General features: G+C 66.7%; 25 protein-coding genes, 7 tRNA genes and 1 pseudogene. 12 read left to right on the top strand and 21 right to left on the bottom strand.

Annotation, left to right across the window (positions count from 1 at the left end):
- Nucleotides 1-29 precede the first annotated feature (29 nt).
- Nucleotides 30-332, top strand: a complete 303-nt coding sequence (locus KXV01_RS09965) for a hypothetical protein (RefSeq protein WP_049435379.1) — start codon at nucleotides 30-32, stop codon at nucleotides 330-332.
- On the opposite strand, the gene KXV01_RS09960 is transcribed toward KXV01_RS09965, so the two are convergent.
- Together KXV01_RS09960 and KXV01_RS09955 are read right to left on the bottom strand one after the other, a co-directional pair.
- Entirely contained in the window at nucleotides 274-564 is a 291-nt protein-coding gene (locus tag KXV01_RS09960) for a putative quinol monooxygenase (RefSeq protein ID WP_099495730.1), read from the bottom strand. The two genes, KXV01_RS09965 and KXV01_RS09960, sit on opposite strands and share 59 nt — an antisense overlap.
- Nucleotides 565-625: 61 nt before the next feature.
- Nucleotides 626-1,714, bottom strand: coding sequence for a DUF5694 domain-containing protein (locus tag KXV01_RS09955; protein ID WP_049438475.1), 1,089 nt, complete (start codon nucleotides 1,712-1,714; stop codon nucleotides 626-628).
- 516 nt (nucleotides 1,715-2,230) lie between these two features.
- Between KXV01_RS09955 and KXV01_RS09950 the strand changes: the two genes are divergently transcribed.
- Nucleotides 2,231-4,057, top strand: a complete 1,827-nt coding sequence (locus KXV01_RS09950; RefSeq protein ID WP_263467748.1) for a methyl-accepting chemotaxis protein — start codon at nucleotides 2,231-2,233, stop codon at nucleotides 4,055-4,057.
- Here the strand turns inward: KXV01_RS09950 and KXV01_RS09945 are convergent.
- Both KXV01_RS09945 and KXV01_RS09940 read right to left on the bottom strand, forming a co-directional pair.
- A pseudogene (locus tag KXV01_RS09945) lies at nucleotides 4,054-4,353 on the bottom strand (diguanylate cyclase); the annotation flags it as partial. The gene KXV01_RS09950 and the pseudogene KXV01_RS09945 sit on opposite strands and share 4 nt — an antisense overlap.
- Nucleotides 4,354-4,556: 203 nt before the next feature.
- Nucleotides 4,557-4,642, bottom strand: a tRNA-Leu gene (locus KXV01_RS09940).
- A 132-nt stretch (nucleotides 4,643-4,774) separates the two neighbouring features.
- Here KXV01_RS09940 and KXV01_RS09935 point away from each other — a divergent pair.
- Both KXV01_RS09935 and KXV01_RS09930 read left to right on the top strand, forming a co-directional pair.
- The gene (locus tag KXV01_RS09935) at nucleotides 4,775-5,155 is read left to right on the top strand and encodes a response regulator (RefSeq protein WP_049412316.1); all 381 of its coding nucleotides are present in this window, start codon (nucleotides 4,775-4,777) and stop codon (nucleotides 5,153-5,155) included.
- A gap of 72 nt (nucleotides 5,156-5,227) precedes the next feature.
- Nucleotides 5,228-5,425 (top strand): hypothetical protein, encoded by a 198-nt coding sequence (locus KXV01_RS09930; protein WP_049412313.1) that lies wholly within the window; start codon nucleotides 5,228-5,230, stop codon nucleotides 5,423-5,425.
- Between the two features lie 45 nt (nucleotides 5,426-5,470).
- Here the strand turns inward: KXV01_RS09930 and KXV01_RS09925 are convergent, their stop codons facing one another.
- On the bottom strand, nucleotides 5,471-6,427 hold the full coding sequence (locus KXV01_RS09925) for an SOS response-associated peptidase (protein WP_263467747.1): 957 nt from the start codon (nucleotides 6,425-6,427) through the stop codon (nucleotides 5,471-5,473).
- A 76-nt stretch (nucleotides 6,428-6,503) separates the two neighbouring features.
- On the opposite strand from KXV01_RS09925, the gene KXV01_RS09920 reads away from it, so the two are divergent.
- The gene (locus KXV01_RS09920) at nucleotides 6,504-6,920 is read left to right on the top strand and encodes a GNAT family N-acetyltransferase (protein WP_263467746.1); all 417 of its coding nucleotides are present in this window, start codon (nucleotides 6,504-6,506) and stop codon (nucleotides 6,918-6,920) included.
- A 95-nt stretch (nucleotides 6,921-7,015) separates the two neighbouring features.
- Here the strand turns inward: KXV01_RS09920 and KXV01_RS09915 are convergent.
- The 7 genes from KXV01_RS09915 to KXV01_RS09885 all read right to left on the bottom strand — a co-directional run bounded on the left by KXV01_RS09915 (nucleotide 7,016) and on the right by KXV01_RS09885 (nucleotide 8,352).
- Nucleotides 7,016-7,091 (bottom strand) — tRNA-Glu (locus KXV01_RS09915).
- Between the two features lie 47 nt (nucleotides 7,092-7,138).
- Nucleotides 7,139-7,214, bottom strand: a tRNA-Ala gene (locus KXV01_RS09910).
- A 44-nt stretch (nucleotides 7,215-7,258) separates the two neighbouring features.
- Nucleotides 7,259-7,334, bottom strand: a tRNA-Glu gene (locus KXV01_RS09905).
- A gap of 49 nt (nucleotides 7,335-7,383) precedes the next feature.
- Nucleotides 7,384-7,459: transfer RNA gene (locus KXV01_RS09900), tRNA-Ala, on the bottom strand.
- 185 nt (nucleotides 7,460-7,644) lie between these two features.
- A tRNA-Glu gene (locus tag KXV01_RS09895) sits at nucleotides 7,645-7,720 on the bottom strand.
- Between the two features lie 54 nt (nucleotides 7,721-7,774).
- A tRNA-Ala gene (locus KXV01_RS09890) sits at nucleotides 7,775-7,850 on the bottom strand.
- Nucleotides 7,851-7,953: 103 nt separating this feature from the next.
- Entirely contained in the window at nucleotides 7,954-8,352 is a 399-nt protein-coding gene (locus KXV01_RS09885) for a heavy metal-responsive transcriptional regulator (RefSeq protein WP_263467745.1), read from the bottom strand.
- Between the two features lie 186 nt (nucleotides 8,353-8,538).
- Between KXV01_RS09885 and KXV01_RS09880 the strand changes: the two genes are divergently transcribed.
- The 7 genes from KXV01_RS09880 (at nucleotide 8,539) to KXV01_RS09850 (ending at nucleotide 17,973) form a co-directional block, all read left to right on the top strand.
- The gene (locus KXV01_RS09880) at nucleotides 8,539-9,606 is read left to right on the top strand and encodes a helix-turn-helix domain-containing protein (protein ID WP_049415382.1); all 1,068 of its coding nucleotides are present in this window, start codon (nucleotides 8,539-8,541) and stop codon (nucleotides 9,604-9,606) included.
- An 82-nt stretch (nucleotides 9,607-9,688) separates the two neighbouring features.
- Entirely contained in the window at nucleotides 9,689-10,492 is an 804-nt protein-coding gene (locus tag KXV01_RS09875; RefSeq protein WP_263467744.1) for a TlpA disulfide reductase family protein, read from the top strand.
- 30 nt (nucleotides 10,493-10,522) lie between these two features.
- The gene (dsbG, locus tag KXV01_RS09870) at nucleotides 10,523-11,362 is read left to right on the top strand and encodes a thiol:disulfide interchange protein DsbG (RefSeq protein ID WP_049438485.1); all 840 of its coding nucleotides are present in this window, start codon (nucleotides 10,523-10,525) and stop codon (nucleotides 11,360-11,362) included.
- Between the two features lie 514 nt (nucleotides 11,363-11,876).
- The gene (locus tag KXV01_RS09865; protein WP_263467743.1) at nucleotides 11,877-13,304 is read left to right on the top strand and encodes a porin; all 1,428 of its coding nucleotides are present in this window, start codon (nucleotides 11,877-11,879) and stop codon (nucleotides 13,302-13,304) included.
- 76 nt (nucleotides 13,305-13,380) lie between these two features.
- On the top strand, nucleotides 13,381-14,733 hold the full coding sequence (gene adiC, locus KXV01_RS09860; protein ID WP_049415369.1) for an arginine/agmatine antiporter: 1,353 nt from the start codon (nucleotides 13,381-13,383) through the stop codon (nucleotides 14,731-14,733).
- Between the two features lie 20 nt (nucleotides 14,734-14,753).
- Nucleotides 14,754-17,042: an Orn/Lys/Arg decarboxylase N-terminal domain-containing protein gene (locus tag KXV01_RS09855; protein ID WP_049415368.1), complete on the top strand. Its 2,289-nt coding sequence runs from the start codon at nucleotides 14,754-14,756 to the stop codon at nucleotides 17,040-17,042.
- Between the two features lie 28 nt (nucleotides 17,043-17,070).
- Entirely contained in the window at nucleotides 17,071-17,973 is a 903-nt protein-coding gene (locus tag KXV01_RS09850; protein ID WP_099488316.1) for a cation diffusion facilitator family transporter, read from the top strand.
- 256 nt (nucleotides 17,974-18,229) lie between these two features.
- Here the strand turns inward: KXV01_RS09850 and KXV01_RS09845 are convergent, their stop codons facing one another.
- The 9 genes from KXV01_RS09845 to KXV01_RS09805 form a co-directional block, all read right to left on the bottom strand.
- Nucleotides 18,230-18,943, bottom strand: a complete 714-nt coding sequence (locus KXV01_RS09845) for an energy transducer TonB (protein WP_099488314.1) — start codon at nucleotides 18,941-18,943, stop codon at nucleotides 18,230-18,232.
- Complete coding sequence (locus tag KXV01_RS09840; protein WP_049415363.1) at nucleotides 18,936-19,736, bottom strand: ChaN family lipoprotein; 801 nt, start codon at nucleotides 19,734-19,736, stop codon at nucleotides 18,936-18,938. The genes KXV01_RS09845 and KXV01_RS09840 overlap by 8 nt, the downstream gene beginning before the upstream one ends.
- Nucleotides 19,723-22,194, bottom strand: coding sequence for a TonB-dependent receptor (locus KXV01_RS09835; protein ID WP_263467742.1), 2,472 nt, complete (start codon nucleotides 22,192-22,194; stop codon nucleotides 19,723-19,725). Before KXV01_RS09835 ends, KXV01_RS09840 begins: the two co-directional genes overlap by 14 nt.
- Nucleotides 22,195-22,258: 64 nt before the next feature.
- On the bottom strand, nucleotides 22,259-23,185 hold the full coding sequence (locus tag KXV01_RS09830) for a FecR domain-containing protein (protein ID WP_049438491.1): 927 nt from the start codon (nucleotides 23,183-23,185) through the stop codon (nucleotides 22,259-22,261).
- Entirely contained in the window at nucleotides 23,182-23,691 is a 510-nt protein-coding gene (locus KXV01_RS09825) for an RNA polymerase sigma factor (RefSeq protein WP_111096571.1), read from the bottom strand. Before KXV01_RS09825 ends, KXV01_RS09830 begins: the two co-directional genes overlap by 4 nt.
- A 125-nt stretch (nucleotides 23,692-23,816) precedes the next feature.
- The gene (locus KXV01_RS09820; RefSeq protein ID WP_240458925.1) at nucleotides 23,817-24,068 is read right to left on the bottom strand and encodes a hypothetical protein; all 252 of its coding nucleotides are present in this window, start codon (nucleotides 24,066-24,068) and stop codon (nucleotides 23,817-23,819) included.
- A 305-nt stretch (nucleotides 24,069-24,373) separates the two neighbouring features.
- Nucleotides 24,374-24,598 (bottom strand): hypothetical protein, encoded by a 225-nt coding sequence (locus tag KXV01_RS09815; protein WP_049414239.1) that lies wholly within the window; start codon nucleotides 24,596-24,598, stop codon nucleotides 24,374-24,376.
- Nucleotides 24,595-25,296: a glutamine amidotransferase gene (locus tag KXV01_RS09810; protein ID WP_049414238.1), complete on the bottom strand. Its 702-nt coding sequence runs from the start codon at nucleotides 25,294-25,296 to the stop codon at nucleotides 24,595-24,597. Before KXV01_RS09810 ends, KXV01_RS09815 begins: the two co-directional genes overlap by 4 nt.
- Entirely contained in the window at nucleotides 25,293-26,066 is a 774-nt protein-coding gene (locus KXV01_RS09805; protein WP_111191480.1) for a YggS family pyridoxal phosphate-dependent enzyme, read from the bottom strand. Before KXV01_RS09805 ends, KXV01_RS09810 begins: the two co-directional genes overlap by 4 nt.
- Between the last annotated feature and the right edge of the window lie 38 nt (nucleotides 26,067-26,104).

Here is a 26,104-nt window from a genome sequence, read left to right as displayed (position 1 = left end):
CGCGCATCTCCACTCAAGCAGGTGAACCCATGAAGGCCTGGAACCCGGTTGCGGTACGCATGTTCATCCCGGCGCTGGTCGGCTGGTGCCTGGCGCTGGCCACCTGCCTGCGCGCCGAACAGCTGCGCGGGGACCCGCACGCGCAGGCGTTGTTGCCCGTGTTGCAGCAAGGCGCGGTCGCGCTGCTGGTCCTGAGCCTGGCCTGCACGGTTGCGGCCTGCGTGTTGCTGTGGCGGCATGGCCGCGGCGACGGCGGGCGTCTCGCTTCCGGCACTACATCCGTGCGGCGTCCATCAGCAGGACCCGGCACGGTGCGCGCTGGAACGCGTTGATCTGAGGCACCAGACGCTGGAAGTGCTCGCTGGCGCAATGGATATCCAGAGCGTCGCGGTCTGGCCATTGCTCGATGAAGACGAAATGCCCGGGGTCCTTGTGGTCGACGAACAGTTCATAGCCGAGGCAGAGCGGCTCTCGCTGCGTGCATGCGACCAGCTCGCGGTACAGGGGAAGCACGGTGTCCACCGCATCGGGATGGATGAAATCCTCGGCGATCACTTTCAGCATGTCGGCACCTGCAGACGGGCCTTGCAGGATAGTGCCAGCGCATCGCGTGCACCTATCCTGGTCAACGCAATACTGCGTCCGTACTGACCAGCTGCACGTCGTGCATCTGATTGAGGTAGGCCTCGTAGTAGCCCTTGTGCGAGGCACCGACGATGGCCAGCATTCGGCTGCCAGGGTGCAGGCCGAGCACGTCGCGGATGTTGGCGACCATGCGCAGGTTGCGGGTTTCCCAGTAACCGACATACATCCGGCCGAACGCCTTGGAGGACGGCTCGACGAGCGTCGCGCCGAAGTCGCTCTGGTACGCTGCCATCGCTGCCGCCGGGCTGTTGTAATCCCGATACAGCGCCATGACGCCGCCGGGCTTGTCCAGATTGGCCACGAGGCGTTCATCGGCCTCCCGTCGTGCCCGCGAATGCGTATTGTTCCAGGCACCGGTGATGGCTGCACTGGCCGCCGCCTCATCCTCGGCCGGTGTGGGAGAATCGGCCGTGTGGTCGTCCACGGCCCACAGCCGTTCATGCCCGAGGCGGGCGGCAACTACGGCGGCGATCAGGCTGGTTTCATTGCGGCGGACCAGGCCTTTGCCGAGGATCTCGACCAGGGCCGGCGTCAGCCCATCGCCGGCTTTGCGCTCGGACGCAGGCAGGCGCAGCCATTGCACCTGCGCCGAGCCGCGTTCGCCCGCTGCCAGGAACAATGCTGCAAGCCGACGACGCTGGGCGGGCGTCGGCTCGTCCGGCCAAGTCGCAAGCAGGCGCTCGGCCTGGGCGTTCGCTGCGGGCACGTCCAGGCCGGTGGCAGCCTGCGCAGCGGTGGTGTCGAAGCAGTAGGTGGCCACGCTTTCCGCATAGCGTGCCGGGTAGCGACGCATGGAATCGCACTGGAGGCCGGACAGGTCTTCGGTGGCGATCAGCTCGGGCTTCCAGGCGATCAGTCGCTGCAGCAACGGTTCAAGCAAGGCGGGCTGGAAGGACTTGGGCAGGCCGGACAGATGAGCGGTGCCCAGTACCAGCACCTCGTTCGGTCGCCCGACAGGCGGCCCCTTCAGCTGGTCCGGCTGAAAGGCGGGCCGATAGGTGGCATCTGCAGCGAGGGCGCCGGTACTGCACAGGCCCAGGATCAGGAAGCTGGCCAAGCGTGGGAACATGCGATCTCCGTGTCAGTGGGCATCCTGCGGTTCGCTGCATGCTGGCCGTTTTCACCTGCCGCGGAATCGCCCGTTGGTCATGCAAACCTTTTGGGCTTGAACTGCATCGTGCCCGGCAAGGCTATGCCCAGCCGGCGCCTGGCGTAACCGCTCGGCGGTGTCCCCGTCGCGCGGGGGCAGAATGTGAAGTACATCGCGATTGTCTACCGCGTCCCTGCAGCCGCATCTGAAGTTGCGACGGGCGTCGCGGAATCCGGCTAAAGCCACCGATCGCATCGCCGATATTCCCTCTGGATCCCGCTCCAGTGGCCCGCCGCAGGACCCCAGGCCGTCCCCGATGGGCGGCCCGCGCTGTGTGTTCCGCCACTCCCAAATGCCGATCGCACCCGCAGCAGACGTTCTTGGTAGTCGCTCGAGAGGTGCCGGTTGGCACCTGTAGTCCCTGGCAACTGAAGTTGCCGTCGGGCATCCCGCCCGTCGGGTCGCAACCGCTTACCGGACACCGAGGATCAGACAATGCTCATTCCAGGCTTCACGGCAGGTGCGCAGGCGCCGGCCGAGCTGCATACCCGTTGGTCGCCGTGGCGTGCCCTGTTGGGCGCGCTGGCACCCCAGCACCGCACCGGCACCGAGGCCGTGTCGGATGGCCGTGCCGAGCTGGAAGCCCAGGTTGCGGCGCTGCACCGGGTCCAGGCGGTCATCGAGTTCGCCCTCGATGGCACCATCCTGCAGGCCAACGACAACTTCCTGCAGGCGATGGGCTACCGGCTGGAGGAGATCCAGGGAAAGCATCATTCCCTGTTCGTCGATCCCGAGCAGGCGCGTAGCGCTGCATACCGTGACTTCTGGGCGCGGCTGGGTCGTGGCGAATATGACGCTGGCCAGTACCGGCGTTTCGGCAAGGGCCAGCGCGAGATCTGGATCCAGGCCTCGTACAACCCGGTACTGGATCGGCAGGGGCGTCCCTACAAGGTGGTCAAGTTCGCCACCGACATCACCGCGCAGAAGTTGCAGGCGGCCGACTCGGCCGGGCAGCTGGCGGCGATCGACAAGTCGCAGGCGGTGATCGAGTTCGGTATGGACGGCCGCATACTGTTGGCGAACGACAACTTCCTGGCCGCCACCGGCTACAGCCTGGACGACGTGCGCGGCCAGCACCACTCGCTGTTCGTCGAGCCCGAGCATCGTGGCAGTGCCGAGTATCGGCAGTTCTGGGAGAAGCTGGGCCGTGGCGAATACGATGCCGGCCAGTACCGGCGCCTCGGCAAGGGCGGGCGCGAGGTCTGGATCCAGGCGTCCTACAATCCGATCCTGGATCTCAATGGGAAGCCGTTCAAGGTCGTCAAGTACGCCACCGACATCACCGCGCAGGTGCATGAGAACCAGGCCATGCAGCGCGCCGTGGCGCAGACCCGTGAAGTGGTGGCGGCCGCCAAGGAGGGCGACCTGACCCGGCGCGTGTCCACCGCCGACAAGAACGGGCCGATCGCCGAGCTGTGCGAAGGTGTGAATTCGCTGGTCGAGGCGATGGCCGCGATCATCGGCCAGATCAAGTTCGCCGCCGACACCATCGCCGTCGGCGCCACCGAGATCGCGCAGGGCAACAGCGATCTGTCGCAGCGCACCGAGCAGCAGGCAGCGTCGCTGGAGGAGACCGCCGTGTCGATGAAGGGCCTGGCCGAGACCGTGCAGCGCACCGCGACCAACGCACGGCAGGCCAGTCAGCTGGCCGGTGGGGCTGCCGATGTCGCTGCGCGCGGCGGCAACCTGGTGCACGAAGTGGTCCAGACCATGGCGGTGATCAACGCATCCTCGCGGCGCATCGTCGATATCATCGGCGTGATCGACGGCATCGCCTTCCAGACCAATATCCTTGCGTTGAACGCGGCGGTGGAGGCGGCGCGTGCGGGCGAACACGGGCGTGGCTTCGCCGTGGTCGCCACCGAGATCCGCGAACTGTCGCAGCGCTCGGCCAGTGCCGCCAAGGAGATCAAGCAACTGATCGATGCGTCGGTGGCCAATGTCGGCGCCGGCACCGCGCAGGTCGAGAGCGCTGGCCGCACCATGGACGAGATCGTGGTCAACGTGCGCCGGGTCAGTGACCTGATGTCGGAGATCAGCACGGCCGCGCAGCAGCAGAGCGACGACATCCAGCAGATGAACCACGCTGTCGATCTGATCGACCAGGGCACCCAGCAGAACGCTGCGCTGGTCGAGGAAGCCTCGGCCGCGGCGCGCAGCATGGAGGAGCAGTCAGCGCAGCTGCTGCAGACCGTGGCCAGCTTCCGCGTGCACGGTGGGGCGGGGAACCTGCATGGCGCGGCGGTGCTGCGCGCGGTCTAGGCCCGGCGGTCGGAGTGCTGTTCCCCGGCCTCGAGCGCCGGGGCAGCATGCACGCAGTTGCGGCCGGCATGCTTTGCCCGGTACAGGGCCTGGTCGGCCCGCTCGACCAGGCCTCGTGGGTCGGCCTGCTCATGCGCGGCCTGCCAGGCTACGCCGACGCTGATGGTCACATGGGCCTCTGCGGCGGGCAGGCGGCGGCTTCCATGGCGGCGCTCGACGCCGCCCAGGCCCAGGGCTTGGGCGGCGTCGGGCGCGGGCAGGGCCGCGATGAACTCCTCGCCGCCGTAGCTGGCCAGCCGCCGCCGGTGCCGATCAACTGGTCGTCGGCGTTTGTGCTCGATCACGCCCGGCAGCGGGAAGTAGTGGGACAGGCGACTGCGTCGGACGCCGAAGGAGGGGCAATCGCGCGGGCAGGGCATGCTGGGGCATGCTTGCCAGTGCCGGCGCTCGGGTCTGGGAAATGCAAAAGGCCAGGTCATGGACCTGGCCTTTGATGCAGTGGTGCCGGTGAAAGGACTCGAACCTTCATGGGGTCACCCCCGGCTGATTTTGAGTCAGCTGCGTATACCATTCCGCCACACCGGCAGGCAGCGTGCGAGTGTAACCGAGGTCGGCAGGCGATGCATAGTAGGAGGGCCTATGAGGGCGGTTCCTGTCGGCATTGGCCCCTTGATAGCTATACTCCCAGCGAGCAATTGCCTCCAGGAGCGGTAGCCGATGACAGTGTTGCAGGACCTGAGGGTGCTGGTGGTCGAGAACGACGAAATGAGTGCGGCCCTGCTGCAGATGCAGCTGGTGCACGCCGGTGCGACTGTGGTCGGGCTTGCAGCGAGTGTGTCCGAGGCCCTGCGGCTGCTGGAGCAGAGCACTCCTGACGTGGCCCTGCTGGATTACCGGCTGGCCCGCAACGAGACCAGTGAACCAGTGGCTGCAGCGCTTTCGGCGCGTGGCATTCCGTTCGTGCTGGCCACCGGGATGCTGGCCGAGCAGCTGCCGGCGCCGATGTTGGCCGGCCTGCTGCTGGTCAAGCCGTACCTGTCGGCCGATCTGTCACGCGCGCTGGCGCGTGCGGTTGGCCGCTCCAGCGTCAAGGCCTGAGCATCCCACTGCGGACCGGCAGGAGGGGTATGCTGCCAAGGCCTGAATGCTCAGGCCTACAAGGAGAGTGGCATGAAGAAGTGGATCAAGCGCATGGTTGCTGCGGGTGTCCTTTCGATGACGGTCTTCGGTGGTACGGCGTCTGCCGCATGGTGCGGCCAGCCCTGTTTCCAGCTCTACAAGAGCTGCATCGCACGCGGCGGTGAGGTTGAGCAGTGCCTGCAGGAACAAGCCTTCTGCGAAGAGGCGATGTGCGGCGGCCACCCCTGATCCAGGAACCCCGCCCAGGCGGGGTTTTTCAATTGCGTCCGGCGCTCAGCCCGCTTCCTCGTACACGTAACGGATCTCCTCGCGGTCATCGAGGATGCGGTACTGGCGCGCCAGGTCATCCGGTTCGGGGTTGAGCCAGGCGTCGAGGTGTTCCTTGCGGATCGGCACCACCCCGCGGTCATGCCCGGCAGCGGCGACGTCGCTGGGAGGTGCGTCGGTGATCGTGGCAAACGACAGCAGGCGGCCTTCCGGCCCTTCCCATTCCGCCCAGAGGCAGGCCAGCAGCAGGTCGCGGGGCGGATCGGGACGGAATTCGAGTACCACGTCCTCTTCCTTTTCGTTGGCACCGAGGGTGCGGCCGGCGATGGCGTGGCGGGGCACGTGCTCGTAGAACGCCTGCACCACCACCACGCCATGGCGCACTCCGAACGCACCCCGCCAGTAACCTTCCAGGCTGTCGCGCCGCGCATTGTAGGTACCGGGGTAAAGCACGTCGTTGCGCGCCGGCTTGTCCGGCAGCCGGCACTGGTAGCGCATCGGCTTGATCACGCGCTGGCCGTTCTCGCTGACCATCACTGGTGCGTAGGTACCTGGGAAAATGCGGTTGTCGCGCGGCAGCAGCTGCACCCGATGCAGGTCTTCCAGCCGGGCCTGTGCGCGCTCGATGCGGTTGCCGGCCACGCGCAGGTCGTTGCGCGCTTTCTGCGTGGGCCGGGTGGCCAGCGTGGCATGGGCAACATCGCGTCGTTCGCGTTGCCGGGCCAGTTCGGCCTCCAGGGCCAGTTGCTCCTGCGCATGCCATTGCTGGATCTTCGCCACGATGTCCCGCCCCTGTTCGGTACGCGCACCGGCGAATCCGTCATCCATCGCCTTAGGGGTCTTCGGCCGTTTCTTGCCCGGATCGTGTGCGTACAGTTCGGCGAAGTCCTCCAGCGACAGGATGGCGCCGAACTCGCGTACCAGTTTGGCGTAGTCAGCGCGGATCAGGGCGGAATAGCACATGGGACTCTGTGGGCCTGGGTCGCAGCGGCTGCGACGTGGATGCGGCAGGATAGCCCGACCCATCCGGAGATGCCGCATGAATGATTCCATCACCTGCCAGTTCCGCGAAGCCGTACCCACGGTCGAGGACTACTGCGAGTTGCGCGTGCTCGCAGGCCTAAGCGCCAAGTCCCGCGAAGCAGCCGCCCGCGCGCTGCCCAATACGCTGTTCGGCGTATGTGCCTACCAGGGCGCTGAGCTGGTGGCGATGGGCCGTATCGTCGGCGATGGCGGCTGCCACCTGCAGGTCTGTGATATCGCGGTACTGCCGCGGTTGCAGGGGCAGGGCCTTGGCAAGGAAGTGATGCGGCGGCTGGACGGCTGGATGCAGGCCAACCTGCCGCCGTCGGCGTACGTCAGCCTGCTGGCCGATGGCGAGGCGCATCGGTTGTACGCGCAGTTTGGTTTCGCACCGACTGCACCGGCATCGATCGGGATGTATCGGCGGTTCTGAGCCGTGGGCGGGGTGAAGCCATCCCCCGGCATGGCGGTTTGATGGCAGGTCGCGGGCAAAGAAAAACCCCGGCCGAAGCCGGGGTTTTCAAGAATTGGCGTCCCCACGGGGATTCGAACCCCGGTCGCCACCGTGAAAGGGTGATGTCCTAGGCCTCTAGACGATGGGGACGCACGAAAACTTCAAGTTGTAGATCCTCCGACGGCCTAATGTCGAAGTGGTGGAGCCAAGCGGGATCGAACCGCTGACCTCCTGCATGCCATGCAGGCGCTCTCCCAGCTGAGCTATGGCCCCATGAAACTCCGGATATCTGCCGTGAGCAGAGTCCGTTTTGAAACTGGCGTCCCCACGGGGATTCGAACCCCGGTCGCCACCGTGAAAGGGTGATGTCCTAGGCCTCTAGACGATGGGGACGCACGAAAAACTTCAAGTTGTAGAACTTTCGACGGCCTAATGTCGAAAGTGGTGGAGCCAAGCGGGATCGAACCGCTGACCTCCTGCATGCCATGCAGGCGCTCTCCCAGCTGAGCTATGGCCCCGTGTTACCGAGCCGCCTATCATACCTGCGTGTTCACGTTTGTGGAAGCTTTTTTTGAACTTTTTTCGTTTCGGTTCAACCTTTGCCACCAAGGGCAGGGGAGCCGCAACGCCACAACCTGAATGCCGGTAGGCGGTGAACAAAAAAGACCCGGTTATCGGCCGGGTCCTCGTTGTTCGTGATGAGTGGCGTCCCCACGGGGATTCGAACCCCGGTCGCCACCGTGAAAGGGTGATGTCCTAGGCCTCTAGACGATGGGGACGCAATTCTCATCAATGTTCTTTAGCGACCTTTCGACGGCCTAATGCCGAAAGATTGGTGGAGCCAAGCGGGATCGAACCGCTGACCTCCTGCATGCCATGCAGGCGCTCTCCCAGCTGAGCTATGGCCCCACGTCGCTGAGGAGCGAAATAATAGCCTTGCCCCAGAGGGTTGGCAAGCATTTGTTGCACTTTTCCTCACGCGCGTTGCGAGGAGGACGACGATCGCACGTACTCAGTCGGCGCCGTCGGTCAGCGCCGCCAGGATCGGGCACTGATCCAGGGTGCCGTGGCCGGGGCAGGCGTCGACCAGCTGCGAGAGAGCGCTGTGCATGCGTTGCAGTTCAGCCATGCGCTGCGCGATGTCCTGCAGGCGGGCGTGCGCCGCGTCGCGCACGCTGCCCATGTCCTGCGGGTGGCGATCACTGAGTGCCAGCAGTTCGGCGATTTGTTCCAGGCTGAAGCCCAGCGTCTTGGCGCGGCGGATGAAGCGCAGCCGGCGCAGGTCCTGCTCCCCGAAGATGCGGTAGCCCCCGGCCGAGCGTGCCGCGGTGGGCAGCAACTGCTGGCGCTCGTAGTAGCGCACGGTATCGATCGGTACGCCGGCCTGGCGCGCCAGTTGACCAATGTTCATGGCGGATTCCTGCGGATGCTGCCGGTCATTCTGAAGCCTTGAGTCCGGTCCAGGGTCAAGCTCCCGGCGCTGACGGCGCATTCAGCGCACTTTGCAACTTTCTTCATAGCCCCGCCGTCGTGGCAGTTCCTACCCTGCGCCTGAACCGGCCGCTGGATGGCCCGCAACGAACCGAGGAGATGCTCTGTGGAAGGATTCAGGAACGAAGGATTCGTAGAGGTCGCGGTGGTCGAGTACCCGGGAGGCGACCCGTCGGCCGCCTCCGTGCTGACCGAAATGGCACATGTCGCCAACCGCCTTGCCCAGCAGCAGCGTCGCCCGTTCAAGCGTGTCCTGGTGACCCGCTGGGTCGTGCCAGCCAGCCAGACCGGCGTGCATCGCATTGCCGGCGCGGAGATGCTCGAGGCGGACATTCCCGCCGTGATCGCCGTGCCTGGCCAGATCAGTCAAGGCGTCTGCCTGCGCGCCGATGAGGTCCTGCTGGATTGGCTGCGCGCGCATTACGATGGCGGCAGTCTGCTGGCAGCTGCCAGCGATGGTGTCAGCATGCTGGCACGCGCCGGTCTGCTTGCCGGGCGCACCGTCAGTGGGCCGGACCTCGGGCGCCATCCGGGCCTGCAGGGGCAGTCGGCCAGCTGGGTGCCCAGTGAGCGCGCGCTGGTCGACGACGGTGATCTGCTGACGGTGGCCGGGTCCCAGGCCTGGCGCTTCCTCGCCCTGCGCCTGCTGTACCGGCTGCACGGTCAAGGCGTAGCGAGTTCCGTGGCGCAGCAGCTGGGGATCACGGTGCCAGCGGCGATCCAGCAGGATCTGGAGCGTTTCAGTGCCAACTTCGCCCACGGCGATCGCGACGTACTGAAGGCGCAACGCTGGCTGCATACCACCGCTGCGCGTGGGGCCACGCTCGGAGCGATCTGCGAGGTTTCCGGACTGGAACCGCGGACTCTGCAGCGGCGCTTCCTGAAGGCCACCGGCCTGCGTCCGATCGAGTATTGCCAGCGGTTGCGTATCGCCAAGGCGCAGACATTGCTGCAGCAGGGGGCGGGTATCGATGAAGTGGCCTGGGGCGTGGGCTATGCAGACCAGAGCGCGTTCCGCCGCCTGTTCCTGCGCATTGTCGGGATGACGCCGGCCAACTATCGCCGGCAGGTCAACAACAATCGGCGCGAGCGACCGCTGTTGTCGTCGGTGGCGGGCAGCCTGCGCGGGCTGCAACCGGCGCCTGGCATGCAGATGCCGCGCAGCGCGGCCTGAAGCCTGCGGCGGGCGTCGCACTTGCAACCTGGGCGCGACGCTTTGACCATGCAGGCAACGAGATGATGGGACAGGTGGGTTGATGTCGAGTGTTGGACCGGTGCCGATGCCGGTGGTGCTGCTCCTGATGTGCGTGCTTATGGCCATGGCGGTGGCCCACCTGTGGCCGCGGCCGAAGGACGGGATGGCAGTGCCTTCCGCGGCCAGCCTGGTCCTGGACATGTTGCTGATCAGCCTGCTGTGTGGACGCATCAGCTTCGTGGCCTTGAACTTCGCGCTCTACCGTGAGGCCCCCTGGAGCATCCTGCAGATCGCCGACGGTGGGTATCACGTTGCCGTCGTGCTGGTTGCCGGCCTGGCGTGGGGCACCTGGCGGCTGCGGCTGCGGCGCGCGTTGCGTGCGCCGGTGCTGGCGGGGGCGCTGGTGGGTGTGGTGCTGTGGGCGGCGGGCAGCCACCTGCTCGCAGCATGGCAGGAGCGGCGGATGCCGCTGCCGGCGGTCCAGGTGGTCGATCTGCAGGGGCGCAGGATCGACCTGCAGCAGCTCCGTGGCAAACCGGTGGTGCTGAATCTCTGGGCCAGCTGGTGTGGACCTTGCCGTCGCGAGATGCCGGTGCTGGCATCCGCACAGCAGACCCATACTGACGTGCAGTTCGTGTTCCTCAACCAGGGGGAAACCCTGGACGAAGTGAAGGGTTTCATCGCATCCGAACAGCTCCGGCTGGGCAATGTATTGCTGGACGATACCGCGTCGGCGTCAACCGTGCTGGGTGTACAGGCCTATCCGTCGACGCTGTTCTTCGACGCCGAAGGCCGCCTGCGTGAACTGCACCTTGGCGAACTGACGGCGGCGGGTCTTGAACACAAACTGCGCCGGCTGCGGTAGCCTGCGCGGGCATCTCACTACGGAGTTCCCATGTTGTCGACTTCCCTGCGCATCGCTTCGGCGGTGCTGTTGCTGCCGGTCATGCTGGCATTGGCCGCCTGCAGCCAGGCCCAGACCCCGCCGGGCAAGGCGGCAGCGCCGGCAGCGAGCGCTCAGGCCCCAGCGGCGAAAGGCGAGCGCCCCGCAGTGCTGAAAGGCATCGAGAAGCACGGTTTTGAAGTCGTTGCCGAGTTCGATGCACCGGGTGGCCTGCGTGGATTCGCTGGCGTGGTGGGCGGGCAGCAGCCGGCCGCAGCCTATGTCACCGCCGACGGCAAGCATGTGCTGGTAGGCAGCCTGTTCGATGCCGAGGGCAACGACGTGGCCGCTGAGGCAGTGGAGAAGCTGGTCGCAGCACCGATGTCGGCCAAGATGTGGACCAAGCTGGAGGCCAGTGCCTGGGTGCGTGACGGCAAGGCCGATGCGCCGCGCGTGGTCTATACCTTCAGTGATGCCAACTGCCCGTACTGCCACAAGTTCTGGGAAGCGGCGCGTCCGTGGGTCGACGCCGGCAAGGTGCAGTTGCGCCACATCATGGTCGGCGTGATTCGCGAGGACAGCCCGGCCAAGGCTGCGGCCATCCTGTCTGCGCGTGACCCGAGTGCGGCCTTGCTGGAAAACGAACACCAGTTCGACCGTGGTGGCATCAAGGCCCTGCCGAGCATCAGCCGCGAGATCGCCGGCAAGCTCGATGCCAACCAAGTGCTGATGATTGAAATGGGCTTCCAGGGCACGCCGGGCATCCTGTTCCAGGATGCGCAGGGCCAGGTGCAGCGTCGCGCCGGCCTGCCACAAGGCGCTGACCTGCAGACGGTGCTGGGCCCACGCTGACCGGCACCCATGCCGTGATGCGACACCACAGGCCCGCATGGCAGCATGCGGGCCTGTTGCGTTTGGTCACCTGTGCGGATGATGCAGGCTGCGCACCACCTGTTCGTCGTCACGTCTGAATCGTGACTGTCATCAAGCATCGCGCCTTGATTCCAATCAAGGCCAAAAACGACAGGCGGATTAGCCTGTGACGCATGGAATACAGCGTCAACGCGCCAGGGATGCCGCGCCTGACACGCCCTGAACCGGGGCAGTCGGCACAGCCATTCACGACGTTCTCACTCCCTGGTTGTTACCCAGACCGCTGCGGTCGCCACCTCTCCGGCAGTGCGGCCCTGAGGGCGTCGATATCGGTACGGGCGGGGCAGTGTCATCGTCCTGTTGCCTGCCACGCGCAGGCTGGCCGGTGTCGTCGACGCAGTACCCGCATTTCCAGCAACGGCAACGCAACGTCGGAGCTGCGCCTGCGCGCGCGCCGTCAGTGTGCTGCGAATGTTCGTCCAGGGAGGATGCAATGCGCTTTGCGGTACTGAGTCTGGCCTGCCTGACCGCGCTGGCGGTCACGCCAGCATATGCGCAGCAGAATGGTCAGGAGGATGCGCACGCATTGCGCCAGGAAATCGCTGCCATGCGGCAGGCACTGGAGGGCATGCAGAAGCGCCTGGATCGGCTCGAACAACGCGAGGGCGCTGTCGCGGCTGCGCAGGCAACGGCGCCGGTGACACCACCTGGCAGCAGCGCCAACCTGCTGCATCCCACCCAGGTGCCGGGTGTGGCGCAACCGGTGCTGCCGCAGCGCGAATCGGTGGCCGACCCCTCGACGGCGGCCTCGCGTCCCGACAGCGCCGCTGGGCCGACCGACCCGGATCTGAAGGGCTTCTTTGCCATTCCAGGCACTGACACGGTGATCCGCATTGGCGGCTATGCCAAGCTCGATGCGATTGCCGATTCGCGTGCGGCCGGTGACGAGGATCAGTTCATCCCCTCATCGATGCCGGTGGGCGGCAGCCATCGCGATGTTTCCAATTTCAACATCCACGCCAAGCAGACCCGCTTCAGCTTCGAGGCGCGGCGCCCGACCACGCACGGCAACCTGCGCTTCTACCTGGAGAATGATTTCTTCGGCAGCAGCGATGGCTACGCGTTCCGCCTGCGCCACGCGTATGGCCAGCTTGGCAATACCTATGCCGGCTACGGTTACTCCAGTTTCATGGACCCGGACAGCCTGCCCGACACGCTCGACTTCGCCGGTCCCGGCGGCGCCGGCTATCTGCTGGTGGCCGGCATCCACCACAGCTTCGCGATGGGCAAGGGCAACACCCTGACGCTGGCGGCCGAAGACCCCAAGACCGACCTGGCCGGTGCCAGTGATGAACGGGCCGCAGTGAACCGGCTGCCGGATGTGACCGTGACCGCACGCATGGAGCGCGACTGGGGCCATCTTCAGCTGGGCGCGGTGGCGCGCAGCCTGGCCTATGACGGCGAGGGCGAGCGTGACCGGCGCATGGCCGGCGGCATGCAGTTCAGTGGCTCGGCATCGGTGGGCGAGCGCGATCTGTTGCTGTTCGGCGCACTCGGCGGGCGCGGCCTCAGCCGCTACACCGCGGACCTGACCGGCTCCGGGCTGGACGCGGTGGTCGGTGCCGATGGCCGTCTCGACGCGCTGGACCTGCACGGTGGCTTCGTCGGCTACACCCATTACTGGTCCGAGCTTTGGCGTTCCAACCTGATCTTCGGCCAGTTGACCCTGGAGCGGAATGCCGCACTCGCCGCCGATGCCTTCCGGCAGAGCCGATACGGCGTGTTCAACCTGATCTGGAGCCCGGCGCCGTCGTGGACGATGGGCATGGAGCTGCTGTACGGCCGCCTGGAACAGCAGGGCGGCGCGCGCGGCGACACCGTCCGGGTGCAGGGCAGCCTGCAATACAACTTCATCAAGTAAGCGCCAGCGGCGTTACGCCAGCGCAACCGTCCCCACGCCCGGCCGCACCGGGCTCATGCCAGTACCGGAGATTGTCATGGCAGAAGCAAAGAAAATCGGGGTGGTCGGAGCCACCTTCCTCGTCGCCGGCAACATGATGGGCTCAGGCGTGTTCCTGTTGCCGTCCAGCCTCGCCAAGATCGGTACCGCATCGATCTGGGGCTGGCTGATCACCACGGCCGGTGCGCTGTTGCTGGCCTTCGTATTCGCCAAGCTGGGCAAGCTGGCGCCGAAGGCGGGCGGTCCGTACGCCTATGCGCGTGACTGGTTCGGGCCCTACATGGGCTTCCAGACCAATACCATCTACTGGTTCGCCAACTGGATCGGCAACGTTGCCATCCCGATCGCCGCGGTGGGCTATTTCAGCTACTTCTTCCCGATCCTGTCCGAGCCGCTGGTGCGCTGCATCGCGGTGCTGATCCTGGTGTGGGCGCTGAGCTTTGCCAACGTGATCGGCCCGGCCTTCGTCAGCCGTGTGCAGACGGTCACCACCAGTTTCGCGCTGGTGCCGATCCTGGGCATCGCCATCTTCGGCTGGTTCTTCTTCGATGCCGACATTTTCAAGGGCGCCTACAACGTGTCCGGTGAGTCCAACTTCGGCGCGATCTCCAGTGCCGCGGCACTGACCCTGTGGGCCTTCATCGGTGTCGAATCGGCTTCGGTCACGGCTGGCGTGGTCGAGAACCCGGAGAAGAACGTGGCCCGTGCCACCCTGGCCGGCGTGTTCCTGGCTGCCATCGCCTACATCGCCAGCTCCTCTGTGATCATGGGCATGGTGCCGAACTCGGAACTGCAGGTGTCCGACGCGCCGTTCGCACTGGCGGCGGCCAAGGCGGTCGGCGGCTGGGGCGGCGCGCTGGTCAGCCTGTGCGCCTTCATCGGCGCCGCCGGCTCGCTGGGTGGCTGGATCCTGCTGACCGCGCAGAGTGCCAAGGCAGCCTCCGATGACGGCCTGTTCCCGAGCATCTTCAGCAAGACCAACAAGGATGACGTGCCGGTCAAGGGCGTGCTGATCGTGGCCGTGCTGATGACCCTGGCGGTGCTGGTGACCTCTACCTCGGAAACCGCGTCCGCCCAGTTCGACGTGATCACGTCGGCGGCCGTGGTGCTGACCCTGCTGCCCTACATCTACTCGTGTGTGGCCTGCTACTTCGTGGTCGAACGTTCGCACACCCTGGTCCATACCGGTGCGTTCTGGACCCTGACCAGCCTGACCGTCGTGTACTGCCTGTGGGCGATCTACGGCTCGTCGGGAACCATCGTGCAGTACGCCTTCCTGTTCGTGCTGTTCATCACCGTGTTCTATCCCTTCTTCAGCGAGGAGCGCCGCCAGCAGCGGCAGCGCGCCCGCGAGGCATCGGCCATCAGTGCCGGCGCCCAGCGTTCCTGAGTTCGACAAGGAGAATCAACGTGTACTTCAAGTCCCTGGACTACCCGGTCATTGTCATCGACAACGACTACGAGTCGCCGCGCATCGGCGGCATCCTGATCCGCGCCCTGGTGGAAGAGCTGCGCAGCAACGACCAGCGGGTGCTGTGCGGGCTGAACCTGGATGATGCGCGTGCCGGCGCCCGTACCTACGTGGCGGCCTCGGCGGTGCTGATCTCGATCGATGGCAGCGAAGAGGTGGATGGCGAGTTCCAGCGCCTGACCGCCTTCCTGCGCGAGCAGAGTGCGCGCCGCGCCAACCTGCCGGTGTTCCTGTACGGCGAGCGCCGCACCATCGAAAAGGTGCCGAGCAAGCTGCTCAAGTACATCCACGGCTTCATCTTCCTGTTTGAAGACACCAAGAGCTTCATCTCGCGGCAGGTGATGCGCGCGGCCGAAGACTACATGAAGAATCTCTTGCCGCCGTTCTTCAAGGCGCTGATCCATCATGCGGCCGAGTCGAACTACTCCTGGCATACGCCGGGCCATGCAGGCGGCGTGGCGTTCACCAAGTCGCCGGTCGGCCGTGCGTTCCACCAGTTCTACGGTGAGAACACCCTGCGCAGCGATCTGTCGATCTCGGTGCCGGAGCTGGGTTCGCTGCTTGACCACACCGGCCCGATCAAGGATGCCGAGGAAGAGGCAGCACGCAACTTCGGCGCCGACCATACCTTCTTCGTCACCAACGGCACCTCCACCGCCAACAAGATCGTCTGGCACGGTACAGTGGCCCGCGGCGACGTGGTGTTCGTCGACCGCAACTGCCACAAGTCGCTGCTGCATGCGCTGATCATGACCGGTGCGGTGCCGGTGTACTTCACTCCCAGCCGCAACGCGCACGGCATCATCGGCCCGATCAGCCTGGACCAGTTCACGCCGGAGTCGCTGCAGCAGCGCATCGCCGCCAATCCGCTGGCCAGCCAGGCCTACAAGGCCGGTTCCAAACCGCGCATCGCGGTGGTCACCAACTCGACCTACGACGGCCTGTGCTACAACGCCGAGAAGATCGCCGCCGAAATCGGCAGCGCGGTCGACTTCCTGCACTTCGACGAAGCGTGGTACGCCTACGCCGCGTTCCATCCGTTCTATGAGAACCACTACGGCATGGCCAAGGGCAAGCCGCGCGAGCAGGATGCGATCATCTTCACCACGCATTCCACCCACAAGCTGCTGGCCGCGTTCTCGCAGGCGTCGATGATCCACGTACGCAACTCGGCGCAGCGCGACCTGGATGCCGAGCGCTTCAACGAGTCGTTCATGATGCACACCTCGACCAGCCCGCATTATGGGGTGATCGCGGCCTGTGACGTGGCCTCGAAGATGATGGAGGGCGAGGCCGGCCGTTCGCTGGTGCAGGAAATGCATGACGAGGCGATCGCCTTCCGCCGCGCGATGCTGCACGTCCGCGACGACCTCGGGCGCGACGACTGGTGGTTCAGTGTGTGGCAGCCGACCAAGGTCGAGCGCAGCCTGGACAAGGGCGATACGCCGGCGCCGCTGGTGGCCAAGCGCGAGGAGTGGTACCTGCAGCCGGACGCGCACTGGCACGGCTTCGAGAATCTGGTCGATGACTACGTGCTGATCGACCCGATCAAAGTGACCCTGCTGACCCCGGGCCTGGCGATGGACGGCAGCATGGGCAAGCTGGGCATTCCGGCGGCGGTGCTGAGCAAGTTCCTGTGGGGCCGCGGCATCACTGTGGAGAAGACCAACCTGTATTCGGTGCTGTTCCTGTTCTCGATGGGCATCACCAAGGGCAAGTGGAGCACGCTGGTCACCGAGCTGATGGCCTTCAAGGAGCTGTACGACTGCAACGCGCCGCTGAGCCAGGCATTGCCGACGCTGGCGGCGGACTATCCGATTGCCTACGCCGGCTGGGGACTGCGTGACCTGTGCGATGCATTGCACGCGTTCAACCAGGAGTTCGAGGTCGCCAAGGTAATGCGCGAGATGTACGTGGATCTGCCGACGCCGGTGATGACCCCGGCCGATGCCTACAACCACCTGGTGAAGGGCGAGATCGAGCGGGTCGACATCGAGCAGCTCAGTGGTCGCGTCGCGGCGACCATGCTGGTGCCGTATCCGCCGGGCATTCCGACCATCATGCCGGGCGAGCGATTCGGCGACAGCGACGAGCCGATCATCCAGTCACTGCGTATTGCCCGTGAACAGAATGCGCGCTTCCCGGGCTTCGAGTCGGATGTGCACGGGCTCATCATCGAGCACGATGGCGATGTGACCTCGTACAAGGTGGAGGTGCTGAAGGCCTGACCGGCGACGGTCGGCCCTTCGGCGAGTGATGGATACCGCGCGCGAGCAACGCATCCTGAAGTTCTCCATCGGGGTGACCATTGCGGTGAGCGCGGTCGGCTTCATCGGGGGCCTGCTGGTGGGATCGCAGGCCATCCTGTTTGACGGCGTGTACAGCCTGGTCGACGTTGCCTTGACCCTGGTGTCGTTGTCGGTACTGCGGCTGGTGGCGCGGGAGCAGAGCCCGCGCTTCCAGTACGGCTATTGGCACCTGGAGCCGATGGTCGAGGCACTCGGCGGGGTGATCCTGTCGCTGGCCTGCGTGTATGCGCTGGCCAACGCGGTCATTGGCTTGACCACGGGCGGGCACGAAGTGAAATTCGGGCCGGCGCTGTGGTGGGCGGCGCTGCTGAGTGCCAGCAACCTGGCGATGGCGGCATTCGTCGCGCAGCGCGCGCGTCGGCTGCGCTCGGCGCTGTTGTGGCTGGATGTGCGCGGCTGGCTGCTGGGCGGCCTGATGAGCCTGGCGGTCGTGCTGGCCTTCGTGCTGGCCCTGGTCCTGCATGGCGGCGAGTGGCACCACTGGGTCCCGTACCTGGATTCGATCGTGCTGGCGTTGATCAGCCTGGCGGTGCTGCCAGTGCCGGCGCGCAGTGCATGGAAAGCCATGCGCGAAGTGCTGCAGGTGGCGCCGGATGACCTGGACCGGCGCGTGCAGCAGGTAATGCAGGCGTTCGTGTCCGAGCGTGGCTATGCCGGTTTCACCAGCCACGTGGCGAAGATGGGGCGGATGCGCTTCATCGAGATCCATGTGCTGGCAGACCCCGGTACGCCATTGGGCTCGGTGGGCGAGGTCGATGCGATGCGCGATGAGATCGCCGTGCGGCTGGATGCGCGGGGCAGCACGTTCTGGTTGACCATCGATTTCACTGCGGATCCGGCGTGGACGTAGCCCTGCTTGTTCGGCTCGGGCACCACGGGCGGCCGCCTTCTTCGGCCCTGTACAGCCGGGCCGTGTTCGACTGCCGTTGGCGTGGAGCAGCCGAGCGTGGGCCCGGCTCTACGACTGCCGATTGCGTGGAGCGGCCGAGCATCGGCCCGGCGATACGCGACGCGATCGTTGCACACGGCGGACTGCTCTGTTGCGCCGGATGTGTTTGACCTGAACCTGGGTTGAGGTCGCAGACTGCGGCACAGTTCCACAACGCCTAGCGCAGGTAGTACTCCACCGGCACCACCAGTTCCTGTGGTGCCTTCAGTTCATCGGGAATGGGCGGTAGTGGCTGCGCGCGGCGGAAGGTCTGCAGTGCGGCGCCGTCAAGCATCGGTTGTCCACTGGACTGCTCCAACCGCAGGGCCAGCAGGCGTCCCTCGCGATCGATGCTGGCCCTGACCCAGGCAGTGCCCTGCTGGCGCCGTGAGCGGGCCGCAGCAGGGTAGTAGCGATAACGCTCCAGCCGCGCCATCAGGCGGGCTTCCCACTGGTCGCTGGCGGCGCCGGCCTGGAAGTCCGCCGGTGGGGCGTCGGGAGCGGGCGGCGCGGCCGTGATCGATGCCGGTGCGGGACTTGCATCGGTCGCGGCCGCAGGCGGGGCGACCGGCAGGGCTTGCCGGCCAGCGCCACCGCGTTCGCTGGCGGCCACCTCGCCCTCGCGTGCGGCGGTGGGCTTCGGTGGAGGGGGCGACTTCGTCGGTTGGGATGCGCGCGCCTGCTGCGCCTGGCTGGGTGTGTCGGCCTGGCGTTCTTCCAGTGGCTGCGGCGGCGTCGCCGGTGCCAGCAGGCGCAGGCTGATGCGCACGTCCTGCTCGGGCGGCGGCAGCGATGGCGGCGCGGCCACCCAGTGCACCAACAGCAGCAGGGGCAACAGGTGAAGCCCGATGCTGATGGCGATCGCCTGCCAGTGTTGGCCACGCTCACTCATCGTCCAGCGCCCATAGCAGGTCGGCGTCGACCGCCTCGACGGATTCACCCGGCGAGGCCAGTGCGATCACCAGCGCTGGTGTGTCCGCTGGCAGGTAGCCCGGCACGCCGGTACCGCGCAGTACATGCCAGCGGCCGGCCAACAGCAGCGTGGGTGCCGGTGCCTCGGTCATTACCTGTGCCATGCGCGTGTCGCGGGCCTGTTGCACGGCCAGCATCCCTTCCAGCATCGGTGCTGCGTCCGCATGCTGGGCCAGCACCACGGCCGACAGGCGGTGCCGGGCGGTGGGCATCGGGAACCGCACCGGCCCGTTGGAAGCGAGCAACGCATTGACCTCGGCACGCGACAGATTGCCGCCGAACAGGGGGATGCCGGCAGCGGTGGCGTCCTGTACCAGCCCGCCATAGGCAGCCCACGGCCAGCGTGTATCCCAGCCCAGCAGCTCCTGCAGGCGCGCACCGTCGGCATGGTTGCCGGTGGCCAGCCAGCGCTGCACCCGCTGCAGGCGCGGCTGGCGTTCGCTGGCAATCATCTCCAGCACCAGCGCGCCTTGTGGACGCTGCTGCTGCAGCGCGTGCAGCAGCCAGCGCTGGGCGGCGTGGTCACCGGCCAGATCGTGGCGTTCGCCCAGCAGCAGTCGCGGGGCATTCGCTGCGCGCTTCACGAATGCGGCTTCGTCCAGGGGCTGGCCACTGGCCAGGTCGATCACCGTGCCGGGCATCGGCTGCGCGCTGACCATTGCGGCCAGCGCAAGCAGGCACAGCGGCAGCCAGCGACGGCTAGAACGCCACATTGACGCCCATCGAGACGGTGCGGCCACGGCCGTTGCCGCGGTCCAGAATCGGGCTGAAGATGCTGTCGATCGAGGCATTGTTGTCATAGGCTTTGTTCTGCAGGTTTTCGATGTTCAGCCACAGCGTGGTGCTGGGCTGGGGCTTGAAGCTGGCGTAGAAGTCGAGGAGTACACCGGTACCACCGGTCTTGCGGGTCTGGAAGAAGTCGTAGCCTTCTTCGGTGGGCCCGGAGTATTCGGCACGCAGGCCGGCCTGCACGCGCTGCTGCCACCAGCGGCCGCCCACGTCCAGCGTCCAGTAGCGGTCGGGCAGGGCGGTGATGTCTTCCAGGTTGACGAATTCGATGGCGGGCGCGCTGGTGTGCGAGCGGGTCCAGCTCAGCGTCGCGTGATAGCGCGTGCTGGCGTAGTGCGCTTCCAGCTCGATACCGCGCATGCGCACCACGCCCGGGTGGTTCATCCAGCGCGTGGTGGTGCTGAAGTCGTCCACGTCCAGTGCGTCGGTCCAGGCAGTGAGCTGCGGATCGCTGTCGATCGGTACCACGACTGGCTCCACTTCCGGCGGATGCACGATCAGCAGGTATTGCGGCTTGATGTAGTCGCGGATGCGGTTGTCGAAGCGGGTGACGCGCAGCTGGGCCAGGTCGCCGTCAACCAGCAACGCGTCGGTGCTGAGGTTGGCGCCGAACTGCAGGTTGCGCGAGCGCTCACGGCGCAGGAACGGATTGGCGCCGACGCCGTCGGCATCGCTGATGCCTTCCAGTGGGATCTTCTCGAAGAACATCTCCTGGACGCGTGGCGGCCGCGAAGTGCGGGAGACTTCAGCGAACAGTTGCAGCCAGTCGGTGGCCTGCCACGAAACCGCCAGGCTGGGGCTGAGCGCGTGCTGGGTGCGGCGCACGTCGATGCCGCCGCCATTGATCTCCGCGCACTGGCCGGGGACATCCGAGCACACCGGAACGTGGCCGCGGATGCCGTAGCGATCCTGGCGCAGGCCTGCGGTCAGCGCGTAGACGTCGTACTGCAGTTCCAGCGTGCTGAACACGCTGTCCAGCTGGCTGCGGCCCTGCGGGTTGGCGCCGCGCAGGGTGGGGGTGTCGGCCACATAGATATCCGACTGGTGCTTGATGCCGGTGTTCCAGCGGGCCTGCAGCGCGCCGATATCGAAGCGGCTGGTGTTGTCGAGGGTCCAGCTGCTCAGGCTGCTGTGGGTGCGCCGACCGATGTAGCTGGAATCCTCCACGGGCGGATAGAACAGCCGGGTCTTGTTGCTGGCAAAGGTCGCGCGCAGGTCGATCCACGGCGAATAGGGCGTGTAGTGGTAGCTGGCGCGCTGGTTGCGTGCGGAAATCTGCCACGGGTAGTTGTGGTAGAAGTCGTTTTCGTAACGCATGTGGCTCAGGTCCAGCCGATGCTGGTCGCTCGGCTGCAGGCGTGCTTTCAGCAGCCAGCTGCTGGGCTGCTGGCTGCCCGGGTCGGCGGTGTTCTTCTGCCCCCGCGCGGTGGCGTATTCGCTGCTGCGGCTGCTGCTGGCAGCGGCCAGCAGGCCGAACTGGCGATCACCGCCGTCCTCGCTGTGGCGCCAGGCGCCGGCGAAGGTGCGGCCATTGCCGTAGCCGTTGTTGCCGTGGCGGTAGCCTGCACGCAGGCCCCAGCGACGGTCTTCACCGAGCAGGTCATCGATATCCAGCGTGCGGAAATTGGCACTGCCGGCCAGCGTGCCTGCGCCATCACCACCGGCGACCGCGCCGCGTTGCACGTCCACGCCGGCCAGCAGGAACGGGTCGACGTAGGCGAACGGGCCACCGGAGCCATGGCCCGCGTTGTTGCGGAAGGCCTGGGTGACACCATCGATCATGGTGTTGACCCGCCCGGCGCCGGTCATGCCGCGGATGTTGACCTGCAGGCCGGGCTGGCTGCGCGAATGGAAGCTGTGGGTGCCGGGCATCGAGCGCAGCAGGCTGTTGCCGTCCTGGCGCTCGGCCATCGCCACGCGTTCGCTGCCGACGGAGGGCGCGAAGCCATCGCCGGTGGCCGGTACATATTGGCTGGCGCCGGCACCCGGTGCCCGGCCGTGCGCGGCAGTGGCCTGTACGCGCAGCGGGCCGGTTCGACGGCTGCCGTCGGTGGGTGCGGTCGGCGCCGGTTCCAGCGTGGCACGGCGTGTGTCGATGAAGCGGGGGCGCAGGCCGCTGCCGACCAGCAGGTGCGACAGCGCCTGCGCATCATCGAACTGTCCTTGCAGCGCCGGTGCCGTCTGGCCACTCGGCAATGCCGCCCCGATCACCAGATCGACTCCGGTCAGCCGGCTGTACGCATCCAGCGCGCTGGCCAGCGGTTGTGCAGGAAGATCGAAGTGGCGCGTGACGGTCTGCGCGTGCGCGCTGGCCGACAACAGTGGAAGCGGAATGGCGCAGGCCAGTGACAGGGCGAGGACAAGGGGGCGGTGAAACGGCATCGGGAGCTCCAGGGGCTGACGCAGCGCGTCGTCATCCTGGGTAGACGCAGCGGCAGGGCTGATGTCAGGGTGCATCGCGATGTCCCTTGCGTGGCGGCAGCCACACCTGCACGCCCGCGCCCAGGCGGAGCACGCGCACACGCAGCTGTGTGGCCAGCTGGTCGCGGCTGCGCGCCGCGCCGTCGGCGCTGCCGAGCAGGGTGACCGGCTGCTGGCGCAGCTGTGCGCCGATGATCCAGGTGTGGCCGCCATGCCAGCGATCCAGGCCCTGGGTGACCTCGGCCAAGGGTGCGGAGATCCAGTGCAGGCGCCGCTCGCGCCAGGCCAGGGCAGCCCCTTCCGCTGGAAGCAGCGTGGCGGATGCCTTCGCGTCGAATCGCATCTGCTGCCCTTCGGATGCTTGGCGGGTGCTGCTGCCGGACACCACGTTGACGCGGTGCTCGGTGACCGTGACCACGCTGTCGTCGCGCAGTACCGCCAGATCGAACGCGGTGCCCAGCGCGGTGACAGTACCGTGCGGGGTATGCACCTGGAACGGTCGCGCAGCGTCGGCGCTGACCTGGAACCAGGCCTGGCCGCGCTCCAGCTGCAGCTGGCGGCGCTGTGCATCGATGCGGACATGGACTTCGCTGCCGGGCGAGAGCAGTACGCGCGAGCCATCCGGCAGTACTTCTTCGCGGATCTCGCCTGCCGCCGTGCGGATCATCTGCGCGGCCGGGGGCGCGGCTTGGTGGGTATACAGGCCCAACGCACAGAGCAGCAGCACGGCGGTACCGGCGTCGCGCAGGCGCCGGCGCTGCCGCCGGAGCTGGTGCCGCTGCAGGCTGGGTGTCGCATCACCGGCCAGCCAGAGCGCCTGCAGGTGCTGGTACTGCGCGGCGTGGCGCGCATCGGCGTGGTACCACTGGCTGAACGCACGCTCGTCACGGCCGCCGTCGCGGCCGTCCAGCCACCAGCGTGCGGCCTCGCGCGCGATCGCCTCCTGGCTCATGCGCCGGGTACCTGCTGCAGCGCGACCAGCGCACGCAGCAGATGGCCGTGCGCGGTCTGCCGGCTGATCCCCAGCTGTCGGCCGATCTGGGCCAGCGTCATCTGCTCCACCCGTGCCAGCAGGAACACCTGTCGCGACCGGGGCGGCAACGCGGCAATGACCGCGTCGAGGTGGCGCAGCTGTTCGGCATCGAGCAGGCGCTGCTCCGGCAGGGGCGAAGGATCAGTGATGGCGAGCAGCTGCGCTTCATCCAGAGCGTCTTCGCGCCGGCGTTGGCGTTGCCGGTAATGATCGGCGATCAGGTTGTGGGCGACGCGGTACAGGTAGGCGCGGCCATTGCTCAGCAGGCCACTGGCGGCGATTCTGACGACGCGCAGCCAGGTTTCCTGAACGACGTCATCGGCGTCGCTGCGTTGCGGGAGTTTACGGCGGACATGGGCGTGCAGCGGCCGGTAGTGGGCCGCGCACAGCTGCGCGACATCCGTCGGTTCGACAGGCGTGGACACGGGGCGGGCGACAACTGGGAAAGGGAACAGCCCGCGGCGGCAAGGGCAGCGGCTGCACCTTACAGCAAAAGAGAATCATTTGCATCAATGGGCGCAAGGCGTGGCATGCATGGCCGACTGCGAGGTCAGCGCGGACGATAATCGCAGTGGATCTGCAGGGCTTCGGTGGGGTTGTGATGCAGCGCGAAACCGCAGTGCTGGAGGCTGCGCTTCACGCAGGCGATCGCTTCGGCGTGGCGGGCGGTGCGACGATCCTGCCAGCGCGGCGGGGTGAACACGCCCAGTGGCAGCAGCCGCAGCCGCTTGCCGTGCAATACCACCGAGACATCGATATGACGGCCATCGATGTCGTGGCCGTTGGCGCCGAAAGATGGCATCGACTTCATCATGGCGCTGCGGATAGCAGGCGCGGAGCACCGCGATGCCGAGCCAACGCGCGCCACGACGGAAGCTGCCAAGCCGGCGGTGGCTGGGTTCGAAGCCGCGCGTGACCGGCAGGCCCAGCTCGGCAGGCAGCAATGCCTGCGCGTCGAGCAGGCGTTGCAGTACCTCTTCTTCCAGCTGGATGCGGGTGGAGGGCCAGCGCGGTGCGACGAGCAGTCCGTGGTGGCGGCCGCGTTGCAGGGTCAGCATGGGTCAAGCTTCGCATGCGGGCGAACGGCCGGCACTACCGTGACGATCGTCAGAGGTCGCGGTACTGGATCTGCGACGCCAGTACGCGCAGGCCATCGGCATTGCTGGACAGGATGCGCTCTTCGCCGATGCCTTTCTGCCGTTTCAGCTGGAAGCCCTGGTCTGCAGGCAGCTGCGCGGCGATGCTGTCCATGTGCTGCAGGGCATCAGGCCCGCTGCAGTCGAAGTGACCCCAATAGGCGCCATCGCGGTGGATCTGCAATCGGTAGTTCATCGCGGTAGCTCCGGCAGGTCCTGCAGCCAATGGTCGAACATCGCGGTGGCGGCCGCGGCCAGTGGCGCGCCATAGCGACGCGCCTGCGTGCGCAGGTCGTTCGGATCGATGCCAGCCTGCGCCAGTTCCAGGGTGTGACCGATCAGCCAGCGCTCGAACTGGCGCGCGTCCAGCTCCGGATGGCATTGCAGTGCCAACGCATGGTTACCGATGGCAAAGGCCTGGTGGCGGCAGGCCGGCGTGCTGGCCAGGCGACGTGCACCCGCCGGGAGTTCGAACGCCTCGCCATGCCAATGCAGTACCGGAATGCCCTGCAGGGCCTGCAGTGGCGAGCGCTGGCCGTCATCGGTGAGCAGCAGCGGCGCAAAGCCGATCTCCTTGCCACCACTGGCGGCGACGTCGGCACCGAGTGCACGCGCCATCAGCTGTGCGCCCAGGCAGATGCCCAGCGTGGGCCGCTGCTGCTGCAGCCGACATTGCAGCAGCGCGATGCTGTCATCGAGGAAGGGATAGAGATCAACGTCGTTGACGCTTACCGGACCGCCCAGCACCACCAGCAGGTCGGCGGCTTCGGCCGGATCGAGGGCGTCGACACCGGCCTGCAGCACCTGCAGCTGCCAGCCCTGTGCCATCAGCAGAGGCTGCAGGGTGCCGAGGTCTTCAAAGGCGACGTGTTGCAGGACGACCGCGTGCTTCATGCCAGGGCTCCATTGCTGGGCCAGTAGAAACTGTCCGGGGTGGCGCGTGCGCCGAAGATGGCCTGCCCGACGCGGACCACAGTGGCACCTTCCTCGATGGCCACTTCGAAGTCACCGGACATGCCCATCGACAGCTGCGACAGGTCGATGCCGGGAGGTGCAGTGCGCTGCAGCTGGTCGCGCAGTTCGCGCAGGCGCACGAAGCAGGCACGCACGCGCTCGACCTCGGGGGTGAAGATGGCCAGCGTCATCAGGCCGCGTACGTGCAGGCGATCGAACGCTGGAAGCTGCTGCACAAAGGCCTCGACGGCAGCGGGTTCCAGACCGTACTTGCTGGGTTCGGCGGAGGTGTTGACCTGCACGAACACATCCAGCGTGCGGTCTTCCAGCTGCAGGCGCTGCTGCAGTGCTTCGGCCACGCGCAGGCTGTCCAGCGCCTGGAACTCGCTGGCGAAGCGCGCCACGTAGCGCGCCTTGTTGGTCTGCAGATGCCCGATCACCGACCAGTGCACGCCCAGATCGGCCATCGTCTCGGCCTTGCGCTGCGCCTCCTGCACCTTGTTCTCGCCCAGCTCGCGGCAACCGGCGGCCACCGCCATGCGGATGCGGGCGTCATCGACGGTCTTGCTGACCGGCAGCAGGCGCACGCTGGCCGGGTCCCGGCCGACGCGGGCGCAGGCAGCGGCGATGCGTTGGCGCACCGTGACCAGGTTGGCGGCGATCTGTTCAACGGACTGGGCGACGGGCCAGTCGGGGGCGGCAAGGGGCATGCGGGCACCTCCAATGCAGGATGGCCAGGGTGGGATAC

The organism is Stenotrophomonas sp. Ps181, assembly GCF_025697425.1.
GTDB classification, from domain to species: domain Bacteria; phylum Pseudomonadota; class Gammaproteobacteria; order Xanthomonadales; family Xanthomonadaceae; genus Stenotrophomonas; species Stenotrophomonas sepilia.
This window is presented reverse-complemented; position numbering and strand designations above follow the sequence as displayed.

Coding starts and splice junctions, on each gene's coding strand:
- KXV01_RS09850 (WP_099488316.1), top strand. CDS start 17,071: ATGGATACCGCGCGCGAGCAACGCATCCTGAAGTTCTCCATCGGGGTG.
- KXV01_RS09820 (WP_240458925.1), bottom strand. CDS start 24,068: ATGCCATCTTTCGGCGCCAACGGCCACGACATCGATGGCCGTCATATC.
- KXV01_RS09805 (WP_111191480.1), bottom strand. CDS start 26,066: ATGCCCCTTGCCGCCCCCGACTGGCCCGTCGCCCAGTCCGTTGAACAG.
- adiC (WP_049415369.1), top strand. CDS start 13,381: ATGGCAGAAGCAAAGAAAATCGGGGTGGTCGGAGCCACCTTCCTCGTC.
- KXV01_RS09935 (WP_049412316.1), top strand. CDS start 4,775: ATGACAGTGTTGCAGGACCTGAGGGTGCTGGTGGTCGAGAACGACGAA.
- KXV01_RS09920 (WP_263467746.1), top strand. CDS start 6,504: ATGAATGATTCCATCACCTGCCAGTTCCGCGAAGCCGTACCCACGGTC.
- dsbG (WP_049438485.1), top strand. CDS start 10,523: ATGTTGTCGACTTCCCTGCGCATCGCTTCGGCGGTGCTGTTGCTGCCG.
- KXV01_RS09960 (WP_099495730.1), bottom strand. CDS start 564: ATGCTGAAAGTGATCGCCGAGGATTTCATCCATCCCGATGCGGTGGAC.
- KXV01_RS09965 (WP_049435379.1), top strand. CDS start 30: ATGAAGGCCTGGAACCCGGTTGCGGTACGCATGTTCATCCCGGCGCTG.
- KXV01_RS09885 (WP_263467745.1), bottom strand. CDS start 8,352: ATGAACATTGGTCAACTGGCGCGCCAGGCCGGCGTACCGATCGATACC.
- KXV01_RS09875 (WP_263467744.1), top strand. CDS start 9,689: ATGTCGAGTGTTGGACCGGTGCCGATGCCGGTGGTGCTGCTCCTGATG.
- KXV01_RS09955 (WP_049438475.1), bottom strand. CDS start 1,714: ATGTTCCCACGCTTGGCCAGCTTCCTGATCCTGGGCCTGTGCAGTACC.
- KXV01_RS09815 (WP_049414239.1), bottom strand. CDS start 24,598: ATGAACTACCGATTGCAGATCCACCGCGATGGCGCCTATTGGGGTCAC.
- KXV01_RS09810 (WP_049414238.1), bottom strand. CDS start 25,296: ATGAAGCACGCGGTCGTCCTGCAACACGTCGCCTTTGAAGACCTCGGC.
- KXV01_RS09930 (WP_049412313.1), top strand. CDS start 5,228: ATGAAGAAGTGGATCAAGCGCATGGTTGCTGCGGGTGTCCTTTCGATG.
- KXV01_RS09865 (WP_263467743.1), top strand. CDS start 11,877: ATGCGCTTTGCGGTACTGAGTCTGGCCTGCCTGACCGCGCTGGCGGTC.
- KXV01_RS09840 (WP_049415363.1), bottom strand. CDS start 19,736: ATGTGGCGTTCTAGCCGTCGCTGGCTGCCGCTGTGCCTGCTTGCGCTG.
- KXV01_RS09925 (WP_263467747.1), bottom strand. CDS start 6,427: ATGTGCTATTCCGCCCTGATCCGCGCTGACTACGCCAAACTGGTACGC.
- KXV01_RS09835 (WP_263467742.1), bottom strand. CDS start 22,194: ATGCCGTTTCACCGCCCCCTTGTCCTCGCCCTGTCACTGGCCTGCGCC.
- KXV01_RS09950 (WP_263467748.1), top strand. CDS start 2,231: ATGCTCATTCCAGGCTTCACGGCAGGTGCGCAGGCGCCGGCCGAGCTG.
- KXV01_RS09830 (WP_049438491.1), bottom strand. CDS start 23,185: ATGAGCCAGGAGGCGATCGCGCGCGAGGCCGCACGCTGGTGGCTGGAC.
- KXV01_RS09845 (WP_099488314.1), bottom strand. CDS start 18,943: ATGAGTGAGCGTGGCCAACACTGGCAGGCGATCGCCATCAGCATCGGG.